Origin of the sequence: Providencia sp. JGM181, from assembly GCF_018257375.1 — a bacterium.
Lineage (GTDB): Bacteria > Pseudomonadota > Gammaproteobacteria > Enterobacterales > Enterobacteriaceae > Providencia > Providencia lanzhouensis.
In genome coordinates, this window is the sequence record NZ_JAERJY010000086.1 from 1 (window position 1) to 14697 (window position 14697).

Genomic DNA, 14697 nt, shown 5'->3' on the forward strand with positions numbered 1-14697 from the left:
ATACTGATATATAAATAAAATATTACCATTGCTCCTACAATCAATACGAGATATCATTAATAGATGGATATTTAAAATATGGAAAAATAATGGCTGAAATAATAAAAAATTTTCTGAATACATCAACTAATCTAGGAAGTTTCATCGCAGGCTTACTTGTATTCATTATTGGTGGCTTAATAGTATTTTTCATAAAAGATATACTTAAAAAGCCGACATCATTTACTGGTGTATTTTATTTAAAAACAACTACATTAAACTCCTCCTATAATCCTTATATTGGTCTATCTTCTTGTTTTATGCTCACTTTACTTAATGAATCTCCCACCAAAATTATAGGGAAAGCTGAAAAAATTTATGATATTGAAAGTGATGGTTATCGCAGAGATTACACAGGAAAACATAGAAATTATGGTGACGTATTGATAACTATTGAGCGATTTTATTTAAGGCGCAACAAGCTGAATATTCATATAAATCTTCATGGAGATCATGAAAGAGCACAGCGACCCTCTTCCCTCATTGCTACTTTTAACACTGCAAAAATTATTACTAATGGTTCTTTTATCACTACTGCAGCAAATTCCAGTGGAACCGCGCATCTAACAAATAAAGAGCCAAACTAAATATATAAATTCGATTCATTTTAACAGATAAAGAAGCGCTGACAGTTTTTTAAGCATGAACTGCATCAAAATTTTTATTTTTTATTCATAATTTACCTTCCAATAGCCCGCGCAAGTCTAATTAAGACTGCCTATATGAGTTAATTTAACTCAACTTTAAATTACACATAAAAATCTTATTTAAGGTTTCTTTAAAACATAATCCGAAGCGTTGGCGTATTATTAATAGAATTAAATATTAACATATCGTTAACCTGAAGCAGTTACAGCCACACAATCAAAGTGTAACACTAGAAATAATACTTATTCTTCAATGGATTAAAATCACCACAAAACGCACGAATTGCCATCTATTTTGTCGCTTAAATATCCCCATTATAATGAAGCCAATCCTACAAATTAAAAATAAAAACCTATAAAGATAAGGCATTAGCACTTATCAAGATTCTATGGTTGGTGCAGCATGATTTATATCATTACGATGCTCTATGGCAGAGACACAGCGAAAAAATATTTCTGGTTTATTCTGGCACTCACATTATTTGGTGTGCTAATTGGCGCCTGCTTTTTTCTATTACCTTTTTTTGCTGATCCCCATGAGTTTATGATTTTCCTCTGTATTCCAATTTTATTGGAAGCCATTCGCTCGTTTGTCTGCGCGATGTATTGCCAAGGTGCCACCCGAGGACTGCGGATCAGCCGCGGATTAGTGCTACTGTTTATGGTTTACATTGTCTTGTTTTCTAAAATACATGCGTGGGAAACCGTTCTCTCTGGGTTTATTACTGGCTTATATCTCATGGTCAGTGCTATCTGGAAAATGTCCAATAGCGTGGTTTTAAAATTTGAACGCTGGAAGTTGATGTTCACTGTCTCCATTATTGAATTTTCATTAGGTTTATGGAATTTCATTCCTTGGTCTTTTGACTATTCCTCTCGCCAAGTTTATTGGGATGTCGGCACGCTGATTATGATCTTCTCCCTCGATTCATTCTTTGTTTACTACTTTGTTGTGAGCAGCCAAATTTCCAATGCTAATCAGATGGTATTTACGCGCAATAATGACGATTCAAACAGAGAGCGCGGCACATTACATGTATGGACAACGACAGGGCAACTGCCACTATTTTTTAAAATTATCCAACGCTATATTGTTTCCCGTAATTCATTGGGCGTGATTAGTACAGGGCATGTTGCTTTTGAACTGGATGAAATTTATATCAGCCACTATCCAGAAAAAGATATCGACCGCGATACCGCGCAATTCTTGCAGATATTAAAATCCACCGAAGAAAACAATGACACAGGCGTTTTTCAAATCAGTTATCTTGATGAAATGAAAATTGCGCCACCATCAAACTTCAAATTAACCATTGAAGGGATCAGCAAAGAAAAGCTAGACGCATTCTGGCAAGAATACAGTAAAGACACGACCTACAATTTAACTAGTCGTAATTGTTCAACCGTCGTTTCTTTGGCGCTGATAAAAAGTACCGAGGGATATTTTACTGAGAAAAAAGGCGGTTTCATGCTACTGCTTAAATTGCTCTTTAGCCCTGAGCTTTGGGTTATGTCCCAACTCAGAAAACATGCAAGTATTATGACGTGGACACCGGGCATTGTTTTAGATTATTCCCGCGCCATGTCCGTTTTATTAAAAATGTAGCGTGCAGATGAGCAATCTATTACCTCAAAATGAGTGGAGAACGGAGTATCGCTATAAATCCCATATGGATTTTAATGACGAAACTTCAGACATCTCCATCCATAATTTCCGCTCTTTTCAATTTGCCGACAAGAATGAATACATTTGGGATACTAAGCATTACAATCTGTCTAACTTGCAAAGTGTAGATTTAGTACAATCCCACTGGTCTGGCAAAATGATCGCCCATGTTTTTCTGAGCTTCGGTTTTTCCAATGGGGATTATGTCTCTTTTTCTATCGAGACAAGGCGAAAAGCACATCAACAATTTTCAGTTTGGAAGGGATTTTTCTATAACTACGATATTATCTATGTAGTTGCTGATGAGCAGGATTTAATTGGTACTCGCGTTAATTTACGCAATGAGCAAGTCTATATTTATCCCTTAAATTTAGATAAGCCACTTATTACAGAACTGTTTCTCAATTATATGAGCAAACTTAATCAGCTCAAAGAGACCAACGAAAAATACCATTCCATGTGGAATAACTGCACAACCAGCATTTATAAAATCGCCAAAAAAACCTACCCTGATTTTAAATTTAACTGGAAACTGTTAGTCAGTGGCTACGCTTCACAATATTGCCATCAATTAGGCTTTATTGAAGATAAAGATTATTTTAACAAACAACAAATCCCATTAATCCAATTGGTCGATAACCAATTTTCTCAAATAATACGCCGATAATAATGAAAAAAACCTGCCAAACGCTATAAAAAATAGCGAAGGCAGCTTTTAAATGTATGGCAAAAACAGGCTAAATCCATTTGGCTAGGCAGTACAAGAATAAAAAATATTAGACGCATTTCATGCAATTGTTATAGGGTGTCGTTTCACACCTTCACGCACATCACATGGTATTCGCCATCAATTTTTTCAGTACCTTCCGTTTCATGTTCAAAACCAGGGAACTCACTATCCCACGCTTGTAAACTACGCAAATAGCCAATATGTGGGCTGTTGGTTTCTCCAAAGCTTTCGCCGGATAACAACATTGGGATCCCCGGTGGGTAAGGAATAATCGAGTTCGCTGCAATACGCCCAGCCAACTTATCTAACGGCACAGCTTCAACGCGATTCGCAACAATCTGTTGATAGGCATCACGCGGGCTCATCATGACATTGGGTAACTCTGAATAGGCTTGATTCAGCTGGCTTCCCGGATTATTACGCTGCAAGTAAGCAAACATCTTATCCCCCAAGTCCCGCAGCCCCATCTCACCATAAATTTCAGGTGCTACCTCCACCACTTCAGGTAACACTTTTTTCAGTTGCGTGTTGGCATCATAGTGGCGTTTAAAGGAGAGCAATGCATTGACCAAAGTACCCCATTTTCCTTTAGTGATCCCCATAGAAAACAGGAACATAATTTGGAAATCGGTAGTACGGGTCGGCACAATACCATAATGATTTAGCCATGCGGTCACGAGCGCCGCAGGAACTCCAGAATCAAGCAGCTTGCCATCGTCCCCCATCCCTGGGGCCAAAATACTCACTTTGATAGGGTCTAACATCGCCCAATCTGCGGGTATATTTTTGAAACCATGCCACGTATCTTCAGGGTTCATTACCCAGCAGCTTTGCTCTTTCATCAGCAATTCAACAGGAGCAAACTCAAAATCGTAGCGCTCGCCAGTTGCAGGATCCTTCACCGTTTCCTGATTCCACGGTTTGAAAAACCATTCGCCATCATTTTGGAACTCTTTGTACAGATAGCCGAGTGATTGACGAAAGTCGATGGCTTCGCGGATCACTTCATCGGTTAATGAGCGCCCACTATTGCCATCCATCATATCTGCTGCAATATCGTTCGATGCGCAAATGGCATACAGCGGCGATGTGGTTGCATGCATGTGATAGGCTTGATTAAAGCGATTAAAATCAATGGCATTACGTCCATTACGAACATGAATGAACGAAGCTTGCGACAGCGCATTCAATAATTTATGCGTTGAGTGAGTAGCGAAAATAGTAGGATCATCGTCTTTACGCTCTTCATCACGCATAGCAAAATGGTCACGATAAATCGGATTGAATCGCGCGTAGCCATACCATGCCTCATCGAAATGAATTCTATCGAGAGATTTATCCAATAAATTTTGCACTTTGCGCGCGTTGTAGCAAACACCGTCATAAGTGCAGTTTGTTACCACGCTATACGCCGGCTTTTTACCGATTTTATCGGCAGTAAATGGATTATCAGCAATCTTTTTCTGAATAGCTTCAGGAGACATTTCTGCGGGGTAGATCGGCCCAATAATTCCATAACGGTTACGACTCGGGACCATATAAACGGGTTTTGCACCCGTTAAAATTAAACCTTGTTCGATGGATTTATGGCAGTTTCGGTCAATGACCACCACATCGTCGTCCGTCATACAAGCTTGCATAATGGTGCGGTTCGAGCCTGAAGTCCCCACTACAACGGAATAGGATTGATCAGCACCAAAAATCCGTGCTGCGTTTTTCTCGCACTCGCCAAATGCCCCAGTGTGGTCGAGCAACGAACCAACGGCAACTCGCTCAATGCCGATATCTGTACGGAATAAATTTTCGCCAAAAAAATCGTGATAAATACGCCCCGCTGGCGTTTTAGTAAAACCCACTCCGCCTTGATGCCCTGGCGCTGCCCATGAGTGTTCGTGTACATCACTGTATTTGATCAAACTTTTCATTAATGGTGGAAGCAATTGAGCACGGTAACGGATAATAGCAGCAAGAACACGTCCGGCAATAAAGTCCGCGGAGTCCTCTAAAATCCACGCAAACTCATCCACTTGCTCCATCATTTTTCTATCAAATGCCACTAAGGCTTCTTCACGATCACTTAATAGAAAGACAGGTACATCTTCTTGGCGACGATGTAGTTGGGTGATCAGCCGGTGGGCTTGAGCCTGTTCTTCCTTATCGGACATATCTCGACCGTAAAGTAAGCAGTCAATGCTGGTATTGGAGCGAATATAAGCGAGACCGTCTTCAAAATCACGAATAATCACGGTCTCCACATGTTCATCGTTCAATTCACTCGCAAGTCGAGCAACTGCGTGGCTGATCACTGAATCTTCATCAGTTAACTCAGTATAAACAATGAGAGCTCTCATTTATAATACCCTTTCAAATAGCAAATAATTAAATCATTACTCTATTCTTAACTCAGATTAGGTATTATTGCAAAACTGAGAGCCAATAAATGTATTATTTATTCAGATAATTAGGCGTCCGTGGTTTGCCCACGATAAAGATGGCGAATAATCTTAGCATCCTCAAATGCCTCTCGCTCATGAAGCACTCGCCGGTTATCGATGATCAACAAATCCCCTTTTTCCCAGTAATGTTTATAAGCATAACGAGGCTGCTTGATAAACGCAGATAACTCATTAAAGAATTTCTTCGTTTCTGCCTTGGAAAAGCCCACAATACGAGATTCCCAGTTGGCTTGTTGATCCTCATCAAAAGGAAAGTAGATCAACATCTGTTCAACCCAACCTAAGTCCGTGAAAACAGGATAATTACACCACCCTTCCTGTTCGACATCGAACCAGCCATCAATTGAAATATCAATATTGCAGCCTCTATCCAACGCTCTAACTTGGAAAGTCTCATTTTTAAGTACTTTGACTAAATGGGCAGGAGCTTCTCTCAATGCCAACACTTGATCACAAATGAGTGTTGCTCCGCTAAATTTCATATTTTCGATTTCGTTCGCATACAAAAAGATTTGGTCAACAGGTGATAATAATACCCCGCCATCTGCATGAAGTGGTAACTGAGTACGACCCGTTAATAACCGGTCGTTTTTACCATCCAGCTGCATTACATCTTGGCATTCAGGTTCCGTATCTGTATGTTTTTCCACCCGCTCAACGACTGTACCGAATTTCGTATACATATCTCGAAACGCAAGCGCGTTAAAACTCATCCGCTTAATCACTAAAAAACCTTGTCGCATTAAAAGATTTTTAATGTCATTGGTGTTTGATTGCATAAAATCATTGGCCAACATTTTTGCGCCAAACCCCGTTGACATTAAGGGCTGCCATTGACTCGTCACGTTCATGATGATTCCTCACAGTTGGTATTAAAATAATTCAATAGAGGAATATCCTTACCTAACACACATGTTAAGACAATAATAATATTCAATTGAATATTAACAAATAATGTATATTTTAATTATTAATTTGCACATTATTCAGTTTTGATCATTTTACCAAAATATCCATTTTACGAATTTAATAGAGCTATTCTGTTATTACGCTTATTTTTTAATTAATACATTAGCATTCATGCCAGCTATTACTTGTGAACAGTATTAGTCGTCCAACTTATTAATCATCACTTTGGCATTCATCACCAATGCTTTCGCTTTATCTTCCCGTTTTTGTAACAACGCCATAAACAGCAAATCGGTCAGGGTATTTTGTGCCGTTCTTGACGAAATTGATGAGCTGCGCCATTCGTTCTCTTCCGCCACACTTTCCAACATATAGTCTGACATTTGAGCGAGGGGTGAATCTTTGGAGCGCGTGATAGCGATAACACAAGCACCATTTTGATGCCCAATATTCGCGGCAGTGAGCATATCTTTACGCTTTCCAGAGAAGGAAATAACAATTTGCACATCTTTCGGCGTCAAGGTTAAGGCGGCAGCAATTTGAACGTGATGATCCGGCTCCACGAGAGTGGTAATACCGATTTTCTGAAGTTTATAGCTTAAATCTTTCGCAGTGAGCCCAGAGCCACCAATCCCAACAATCTGCACACGTTGCGCACTGTCTATACGTTCAATAATTTTTTCAAACTGTTTAAAATCAAGGCGTTTCGTTGTTTCTGTGATGGAATAATTTTTCTCTAATGCCAGCTTCTGCGCGACCACCATCAAGCTATCCGTTTGAGTAATACGGTTATGCAACGCACTGTGAGGCTCCCCCAACTCTTGCTGTTGGCGGCCAATGATTTCACTCAACGCCAATTTCAGCGCGGGATACCCCTTTACACCTAATTTTTGACTAAACTTCACAATAGCGGATTGACTGATCCCCAACTGCTCCGCTAACTGCGAAGACGACAGTTTCAGCACATTTTCCGGACTTTCTAAGATAAATTGTGCAATTTTGCGTTGATTTTCCGCTAATCGCGGCAAGAGGTACGTGATGGTATCGAGTAGTGTCATAGTAGCCCTCAAAAAGGTAAAGCCTCATCAACAGAATAAATTTACAAATAAATTATTCCTTCAATAAAAACTCAATGCTTGTCATTTAATCATTTAAATTCAAATAAATATTATTTTATCGAGCAATAAGCGACCAAATTTATTCGCTTATATTGGCAAGAGAGAATAGATAGCACCGTGATAACCATCACATCAAAGGAATAAATAATTCCATAGCATACCCCCATGATACGTTTAAGGAGTTATTACTATGTCGATTGATTTAAGCAAGATGGTCACGGAAAGCCGTAACGAAGCCAGTACCCACATTGACCAATTATCTACCATTGAAATGCTTCAAGTAATCAACAATGAAGATAAAAAAGTCCCTTTGGCTGTCGAAAAAACCTTACCGCAAATTGCAGAATTGGTCGATAAAGTTGCGGCAGCTTTCCAGCAAGGTGGTCGTCTGATTTATTCCGGTGCAGGTACTTCGGGACGTTTAGGGATCCTCGATGCCAGTGAGTGTCCACCGACCTATGGAACCCCTCATGAACAAGTTATTGGGCTGATTGCTGGTGGTCACCAAGCCATCTTCCGTGCAGTTGAAAATGCGGAAGATAAACCCGAGTTAGGAGAGCAAGACTTAAAGAATATCGATTTTAATCAAAAAGATATTCTAGTTGGCATCGCCGCTAGTGGTCGCACGCCTTATGTTCTGGGTGCCATGAAATATGCACGCTCCTTAGGTGCAACCGTTGCCTCGATTAGCTGTAACCCTGATAGCCCTGTCTCCCAAGCCGCTGACATTGCCATCACCCCGATTGTGGGTGCTGAAGTTGTCACCGGCTCTTCGCGCATGAAAGCGGGAACCGCACAAAAACTGATTTTAAATATGATCACCACAGGGGCGATGATCCGCATCGGTAAAGTCTTTGGCAATTTAATGGTAGATGTGGAGGCGACTAACGCCAAGCTCATTGAGCGTCAGACTAAAATTGTGATGGAAGCAACCGAATGTGACCGCCAAAGCGCAGAATCTGCATTACAACAATGTGATAGACACTGTAAGACCGCGATTTTGATGATTTTATCTGGCTTAAATGCCGATGAAGCTCGTCAATTACTCGCTAAAAATCATGGCTTTATTCGCACTGCCCTCAACATTGCAAAATCCGTCTAATCAGCGGATCTCTATGAGAGAAACAGTATGGCTAAAATAACAAATGAAATGATACAGCAGATCCTGCAACACGTGGGGGGCGGTCGTAATATCAAGCAGTGCGGTAACTGCATGACGCGTTTACGGCTCACCTTACATGATGATCAGTTTATCGATAAAACCGAAATCAAAAAAATCCCCGGCGTACTGGGCGTGATTGAAAGTGACGACCAGCTGCAAATTGTTTTGGGTCCAGGAAAAGCCCAAACAGCCGCGGATTTAATGAAGCAAATGTTAGAAAATGGCGAAGCGGATGAAGCTCATGACGCTAACGCGACCCAAGATCTGAAAGAGATTGCTTCTGCCAATAAACAGCAGATGAAAAAGAAACAAACCAGCGCCGTTCACCGCTTTCTATCTAAATTTGCGACTATTTTTACGCCATTAATTCCGGGCTTTATTGGCGCAGGTCTATTAATGGGCTTGGCGTCATTGCTCACATTATTATCAGCGAACCAAAACTTATTCCCTGCGGATTCAACCCAACTTGCCCATCTCAAAAGCTTAATTGCGTATATGAGTGTATTCGGTAAAGGGTTATTCACCTTTATGGGATTGTTGATTGGTTATAATGCCCAAAAAGCGTTTGGGGGAAGCGGTGTTAACGGTGCCATTATCGCTGCGCTGTTTATTTTAGGTTACGACCCGGCGGCCACTAAAGGCTTCTATTCCGGCATGACAGACTTCTTTGGTTGGTATATCGACCCGAGAGGCAACATTATCGGGATCCTAATTGCCTGTATTTTTGGTGCTTGGGTTGAAAAACAAGTACGCAAAATTATTCCAGCCAGCTTGGATATTATTCTAACCTCAACGATTACGCTGTTAATCGTCGGTGCTGCGACCTTTGTTTTCATTATGCCTATCGGTGTGTGGTTATTCGAAGGAATGTCTTGGCTATTCATGCATTTAAACGGAAACCCTATCGGCACAGCCGTCTTAGCGGGTCTGTTCTTAATTGCGGTAATGTTCGGTGTCCACCAAGGCTTTATTCCGGTGTATGTCGCGTTAGTTGAAGCTCAAGGATTTAACTCGTTATTCCCAATCTTAGCGATGGCGGGTGCGGGTCAAGTAGGCGCCGCATTAGCGCTGTATGTGAAAGCCAAAAAAGGCTCTGTTACCCGTAGTCAAATTGGTGGTGCCCTATTCCCCGGCTTCTTAGGCATTGGTGAACCATTAATTTACGGGGTGACGTTACCGCGCGTGAAACCGTTTGTAACCGCTTGTTTAGGGGGCGCTGCTGGTGGTTTCTTTATCGGAGCGGTCGCGTGGATGGGTTTACCTGTTGGGTTAAATACTGTATTCGGTCCTTCAGGGCTAATCGCTATTCCATTGATGACGTCAGATCAAGGCGTGCTTCCTGCAATGGCAGTGTATGCTGGCGGTGTCTTAGTCTCTTATCTATGCGGGTTCATTTTCACTTATCTATTTGGTAGTAAAAATGTCGATTTGGACTAGAAAATAGTGTGGATTGAAAAGCAAAAAGGCACCTAAGGTGCCTTTTTTCTCGTAGAAAAACTTACTCCAACCAAATTAACGGTACACACGCGGCGGTCAGTATCCCCATCACTAGGTTAAAAATAAACCATGCGCGGCGGCTACGTAAGAAAACTCCGATCAAGGAACCAAAGCCCATCCAAATCAAGCCCGCGATAAAATTCACAATCACAAACGCGATGCTCATCACAATGATGGACTGAGTAAATAACTCGCCTGGAAGACTAAAACTCCCTACTGCGCCTAGCCCCATCATCCATGCTTTCGGGTTTAAGAACTGCAACAGTCCGCCTTGAAACCAAGTAACGCTTTTAGAGGCTTTACTGTCTGTTTTGAGTGGCTCGTAACTGGCAGTGGCTGTTTTCCACGCTAGCCATAATAAATAAACGCTACCAATGATTTTCAGCACAATATGAATTGCAGGATATAATAGTAATAGCGCGGCAACACCGAAGGCAGACAAATATAAAATTGACTGCATGCCCAACATTATTCCTAATAATAATCCGATACTACGACGAAAACCGTAGTTAGCTGCACAAGAGGTCAACAACATGTTGTTAGGGCCGGGTGTGACTGCTGCAATGAATAAAAACGTAAAAAGCGAAAAAATTAGCCCCAGAGTCATTTATACTATGTTCCTCAACCTAAATTTGTTTCTAGATTTGTTTACTTGCATCACAGAAAAATAACAGTATGTTATGTCACTCACAAGCGTTCCACTAAATAAAAAATAAGGCCATGTCAGAAAATTTCCGCCCTATGAGTTGGGCAAAGAACCCACACCTCCAAACCTTATTGCCAAGGATCTTTCGCCGTACCCCGAAAATTATCCCAACATGGCAGCGATTAGAATTGCCTGACGGTGATTTTATCGATCTTGCTTGGAGTGAAAACCCAGAACAAGCGAGCGAAAAGCCTCGTTTAGTGATTTTTCATGGGTTGGAAGGAAATTTTAAAAGCCCCTATGCCCACGGGATGTTAGAAAGCGCCCAAAAACAAGGCTGGCTCGGCGTGATCATGCATTTTAGAGGATGCAGTGGTGAACCTAATCGCCAAAAACGTATTTACCATTCCGGTGAAACCAGTGATGCACGCTATTTTTTACATTGGCTAAAACAGACATGGGGTGATGCCCCCACCGCCGCGGTAGGCTATTCCCTTGGCGGTAATATGCTCGCCTGTTATTTAGCTGAAAACGGTGAGAATGCTGAATTAGATGCCGGCGTCGTTGTCTCGGCACCATTAATGCTCGAAGCCTGCTCCATGAAAATGGAGAAAGGAATTTCTCAGCTCTATCAACGTTACCTATTAAATGGATTGAAACGTAACGCCACCCGCAAACTGGTGCGCTACCCCGGTTCACTTCCTCTTAATTTGTTGCAGCTTAAACAGTTAAAACGCATTCGTGAATTCGATGATGTGATCACCGCGCGTATTCATGGTTTTGATGACGCTGCTGATTATTACCAAAAATGCAGTGCGCTACCTAAGTTATCTCAAATTACTAAGCCAACCCTGATTATTCACGCGAAAGACGACCCGTTTATGGCGCCCGAAGTCGTGCCTGATTTAAGCCATTTACCCGAAAATATTGAATACCAAATGACGGAGCATGGCGGACACGTAGGCTTTGTCGGTGGTAGTTTTAGAAAACCACAAATGTGGTTAGAAACTCGCATCCCTCTGTGGCTAACTGCGTATTTGAATGAGCAAAAATCATGATTATTCCGTGGAAAGATCTCGCACCTGAAACCCTCGAAAATCTTATCGAGAGTTATGTTTTGCGCGAAGGAACCGATTATGGCGTTCACGAAAAAAGCTTGCAAGACAAAGTCAATGATGTGAAACGGCAGTTAGTTTCCGGCGAAATTGTGCTAGTCTGGTCTGAGTTACATGAGTCGGTAAATTTCATGCCTAATAACCAGTTTCGCCCGTAGCGCTGTTTCTCAAAAATAGTGGTCATGGCGTAAAACAGGGAGTCCACTATGTCGAAGAAGCATCCGATTATTGCAGTAACGGGTTCGAGTGGCGCAGGAACGACCTCAACGAGCCAAGCTTTTCGTAAAATTTTCCATCAATTAAATATCCGCCCTGCCACCCTTGAGGGGGATAGTTTTCATCGTTATACCCGCCCTGAAATGGATATGGCTATTCGTAAAGCCCGCGAGCAAGGACGTCATATCAGTTATTTCGGTCCAGAAGCCAATGATTTTTCTCTACTTGAACAAACCCTTATTGATTATGCCCAAACGGGTGGCGGTCAGTCTCGGAAATATTTACATACTTACGATGAAGCGGTGCCTTATGGCCTGCAACCCGGCACGTTTACCCCGTGGGAATCGCTACCAGCCAATACCGATGTGCTGTTTTATGAAGGATTACATGGTGGCGTGGTCACCCCAGAGCATGATGTTGCTCAGCATGTTGATTTACTTGTCGGTGTAGTGCCGATTGTTAACCTTGAATGGATTCAAAAACTTATCCGCGATACCACCGAGCGAGGGCATTCTCGTGAAGCCGTAATGGATTCAGTTGTCCGTTCGATGGGGGATTATATTAACTATATTACGCCACAGTTTTCTCGTACTCATATTAACTTCCAACGAGTTCCTACCGTTGACACCTCTAACCCTTTTTCTGCTAAAGCAATACCTTCACAGGACGAAAGTTTTATCGTTATTCGCTTTAGAGGATTAGAGCAGATCGATTTTCCTTATTTATTATCCATGTTAAATGGCTCGTTTATTTCAGCGATGAATACCATTGTAGTACCCGGAGGGAAATTAGGGCTCGCGATGGAGCTTATTATGATGCCATTAGTGGAAAAGCTAATGAAACAGCGAAATGGGTAGTTTAAGATTCTCATTAAAGAGATAAATAACAAGATGCTTATCTTAATTATCGATAAGCATCTTAATATCAAGAAAATAATTATGGCGTTTTAATTTCGAAACTATGAGTCACATTGACTGTTTTTTCTAGCATGATAGCAACAGAACAATATTTTTCCGCAGAAAGTTGAACCGCACGCTCTACCACTTTATCCGTTAATTCACGTCCCGTCACAATGAAGTGCAGGTTGATATCCGTAAAATAACGCGGGGCTTCTTCACGACGCTGTGAAGTTAATTTCACTTCACAATCAACAATATCCTGACGACCTTTTTGCAGAATAGAAACCACATCAATCGCGCTGCATCCGCCTGCCGCCATTAAAACCATTTCCATCGGACTCGGTGCTTTGTCGCCCGCATTGCCATCCATCATGATTTGATGACCTGATGCCGACTCACCTAGAAAAGAGAGCCCTTCAACCCACTTTACGCGTGCTTCCATTTTTATTCCTCTCGAAAATAGTGATATTTATCGCCACATTGTTCCATATATCTAGACAATGTTATATCAGCATTATTAGGCTGAAGCGATACAGGGAAGACTTTCGGCATTGGATATGATACAAACAATGGTCAGTTGATAGGATTAAGATCAAAACTCAACGATTTAATTGATTATATTATACAATTGATATTAATTTACGTTAGCCTAGAGCAGCATTAATAATAGGCATCAATGTGACTTAATATGCTAAGCTAGACACTTTAAAGTCAGCCTTTCCCTACTTTTCGAAAGGTTGCAATAACATACAGAGGATAACGCTAATGGTTCTCGGCAAGCCACAAACAGACCCTACTCTTGAATGGTTTTTGTCACACTGCCATATTCATAAGTATCCATCCAAGAGCACTCTGATCCATCAGGGTGAAAAAGCAGAAACCCTTTACTACATTGTTAAAGGTTCAGTGGCTGTTTTAATCAAAGATGAAGAAGGCAAGGAAATGATTCTCTCTTACCTCAATCAGGGAGATTTCATTGGCGAACTTGGGTTATTTGAAGAAGGGCAAGAACGTACTGCGTGGGTTCGCGCGAAAGTTGCTTGCGAAGTCGCGGAAATTTCTTACAAGAAATTCCGTCAGCTGATTCAAGTCAATCCGGATATCCTGATGCGCCTTTCTGCGCAAATGGCAAGTCGTTTGCAAACCACATCCGAAAAAGTGGGTAACCTTGCATTCTTAGATGTTACTGGTCGTATTGCTCAAACATTGTTGAATTTAGCTAAACAGCCTGATGCGATGACTCACCCAGACGGTATGCAAATCAAAATCACTCGTCAGGAAATTGGTCAAATCGTAGGTTGTTCTCGCGAGACTGTCGGTCGTATTTTAAAGATGCTGGAAGATCAAAACTTAATCTCCGCACACGGCAAAACGATTGTTGTTTACGGCACTCGCTAATTTACCTGTCAGCCTCACCTTTCTTGGTGAGGCTTCGATATTGAAATAGCTTTATACTTCACGTACAAAGCTATTTTTTACTTATAGTTCAGTTTATATCGTCTCAGTAACGAGTGTCGTTTCTTTATATTATTTCTATTTATTGTCACTATAAAATAATAACTAACACAGTTAATAGTGATTAAATAATGAATAGGAG

Annotated in this window: 14 protein-coding genes; 9 read left to right on the plus strand and 5 right to left on the minus strand. The window is 41.3% G+C overall.

Features of this window, described 5'->3' with window-relative positions:
* The first annotated feature begins 89 nt into the window (after positions 1–89).
* From JK188_RS11655 to JK188_RS11665, 3 genes are all read left to right on the plus strand, one after another.
* Positions 90–626, plus strand: coding sequence for a hypothetical protein (locus tag JK188_RS11655; protein ID WP_211887246.1), 537 nt, complete (start codon positions 90–92; stop codon positions 624–626).
* A gap of 463 nt (positions 627–1089) precedes the next feature.
* Positions 1090–2292 (plus strand): peptidase, encoded by a 1203-nt coding sequence (locus tag JK188_RS11660; RefSeq protein WP_211887244.1) that lies wholly within the window; start codon positions 1090–1092, stop codon positions 2290–2292.
* A gap of 7 nt (positions 2293–2299) precedes the next feature.
* A complete protein-coding gene (locus JK188_RS11665) occupies positions 2300–3019 on the plus strand; it encodes an Lnb N-terminal periplasmic domain-containing protein (RefSeq protein WP_249215486.1) in 720 nt (239 codons plus the stop codon).
* Between the two features lie 146 nt (positions 3020–3165).
* Here the strand turns inward: JK188_RS11665 and adiA are convergent, their stop codons facing one another.
* From adiA to JK188_RS11680, 3 genes are all read right to left on the minus strand, one after another.
* A complete protein-coding gene (gene adiA, locus JK188_RS11670) occupies positions 3166–5433 on the minus strand; it encodes an arginine decarboxylase (protein WP_211887243.1) in 2268 nt (755 codons plus the stop codon).
* A 110-nt stretch (positions 5434–5543) separates the two neighbouring features.
* Positions 5544–6389 carry a TauD/TfdA family dioxygenase gene (locus tag JK188_RS11675; RefSeq protein WP_211887242.1) on the minus strand — a complete coding sequence of 282 codons (846 nt, stop codon included), beginning with the start codon at positions 6387–6389 and terminating at the stop codon, positions 5544–5546.
* 255 nt (positions 6390–6644) lie between these two features.
* Positions 6645–7505, minus strand: a complete 861-nt coding sequence (locus tag JK188_RS11680; protein ID WP_211887241.1) for a MurR/RpiR family transcriptional regulator — start codon at positions 7503–7505, stop codon at positions 6645–6647.
* A gap of 250 nt (positions 7506–7755) precedes the next feature.
* On the opposite strand from JK188_RS11680, the gene murQ reads away from it, so the two are divergent.
* On the plus strand, positions 7756–8667 hold the full coding sequence (gene murQ, locus JK188_RS11685) for an N-acetylmuramic acid 6-phosphate etherase (protein WP_036948695.1): 912 nt from the start codon (positions 7756–7758) through the stop codon (positions 8665–8667).
* A gap of 27 nt (positions 8668–8694) precedes the next feature.
* Entirely contained in the window at positions 8695–10164 is a 1470-nt protein-coding gene (gene murP / locus JK188_RS11690) for a PTS N-acetylmuramic acid transporter subunit IIBC (RefSeq protein WP_154609887.1), read from the plus strand.
* Between the two features lie 61 nt (positions 10165–10225).
* Here murP and JK188_RS11695 read toward each other — a convergent pair whose 3' ends face one another.
* Positions 10226–10831: a LysE family translocator gene (locus JK188_RS11695; protein WP_211887240.1), complete on the minus strand. Its 606-nt coding sequence runs from the start codon at positions 10829–10831 to the stop codon at positions 10226–10228.
* 113 nt (positions 10832–10944) lie between these two features.
* Here JK188_RS11695 and JK188_RS11700 point away from each other — a divergent pair, with 113 nt between their 5' ends.
* From JK188_RS11700 to JK188_RS11710, 3 genes are read left to right on the plus strand one after another with little or no spacing between them, the layout of a single operon-like run.
* Positions 10945–11928 (plus strand): hydrolase, encoded by a 984-nt coding sequence (locus JK188_RS11700; protein ID WP_108478755.1) that lies wholly within the window; start codon positions 10945–10947, stop codon positions 11926–11928.
* Complete coding sequence (locus tag JK188_RS11705; protein WP_108478754.1) at positions 11925–12143, plus strand: YheU family protein; 219 nt, start codon at positions 11925–11927, stop codon at positions 12141–12143. The genes JK188_RS11700 and JK188_RS11705 overlap by 4 nt, the downstream gene beginning before the upstream one ends.
* 48 nt (positions 12144–12191) lie before the next feature.
* The gene (locus tag JK188_RS11710) at positions 12192–13058 is read left to right on the plus strand and encodes a phosphoribulokinase (RefSeq protein ID WP_211887238.1); all 867 of its coding nucleotides are present in this window, start codon (positions 12192–12194) and stop codon (positions 13056–13058) included.
* A 79-nt stretch (positions 13059–13137) separates the two neighbouring features.
* Here JK188_RS11710 and JK188_RS11715 read toward each other — a convergent pair whose 3' ends face one another.
* Complete coding sequence (locus JK188_RS11715; RefSeq protein WP_154626510.1) at positions 13138–13542, minus strand: OsmC family protein; 405 nt, start codon at positions 13540–13542, stop codon at positions 13138–13140.
* A 323-nt stretch (positions 13543–13865) separates the two neighbouring features.
* On the opposite strand from JK188_RS11715, the gene crp reads away from it, so the two are divergent.
* Positions 13866–14498 carry a cAMP-activated global transcriptional regulator CRP gene (crp, locus tag JK188_RS11720; protein ID WP_006813718.1) on the plus strand — a complete coding sequence of 211 codons (633 nt, stop codon included), beginning with the start codon at positions 13866–13868 and terminating at the stop codon, positions 14496–14498.
* The last annotated feature ends 199 nt before the right edge of the window (positions 14499–14697 follow it).

Coding starts and splice junctions, on each gene's coding strand:
- JK188_RS11655 (WP_211887246.1), top strand. CDS start 90: ATGGCTGAAATAATAAAAAATTTTCTGAATACATCAACTAATCTAGGA.
- JK188_RS11660 (WP_211887244.1), top strand. CDS start 1,090: ATGATTTATATCATTACGATGCTCTATGGCAGAGACACAGCGAAAAAA.
- JK188_RS11665 (WP_249215486.1), top strand. CDS start 2,300: ATGAGCAATCTATTACCTCAAAATGAGTGGAGAACGGAGTATCGCTAT.
- adiA (WP_211887243.1), bottom strand. CDS start 5,433: ATGAGAGCTCTCATTGTTTATACTGAGTTAACTGATGAAGATTCAGTG.
- JK188_RS11675 (WP_211887242.1), bottom strand. CDS start 6,389: ATGAACGTGACGAGTCAATGGCAGCCCTTAATGTCAACGGGGTTTGGC.
- JK188_RS11680 (WP_211887241.1), bottom strand. CDS start 7,505: ATGACACTACTCGATACCATCACGTACCTCTTGCCGCGATTAGCGGAA.
- murQ (WP_036948695.1), top strand. CDS start 7,756: ATGTCGATTGATTTAAGCAAGATGGTCACGGAAAGCCGTAACGAAGCC.
- murP (WP_154609887.1), top strand. CDS start 8,695: ATGGCTAAAATAACAAATGAAATGATACAGCAGATCCTGCAACACGTG.
- JK188_RS11695 (WP_211887240.1), bottom strand. CDS start 10,831: ATGACTCTGGGGCTAATTTTTTCGCTTTTTACGTTTTTATTCATTGCA.
- JK188_RS11700 (WP_108478755.1), top strand. CDS start 10,945: ATGTCAGAAAATTTCCGCCCTATGAGTTGGGCAAAGAACCCACACCTC.
- JK188_RS11705 (WP_108478754.1), top strand. CDS start 11,925: ATGATTATTCCGTGGAAAGATCTCGCACCTGAAACCCTCGAAAATCTT.
- JK188_RS11710 (WP_211887238.1), top strand. CDS start 12,192: ATGTCGAAGAAGCATCCGATTATTGCAGTAACGGGTTCGAGTGGCGCA.
- JK188_RS11715 (WP_154626510.1), bottom strand. CDS start 13,542: ATGGAAGCACGCGTAAAGTGGGTTGAAGGGCTCTCTTTTCTAGGTGAG.
- crp (WP_006813718.1), top strand. CDS start 13,866: ATGGTTCTCGGCAAGCCACAAACAGACCCTACTCTTGAATGGTTTTTG.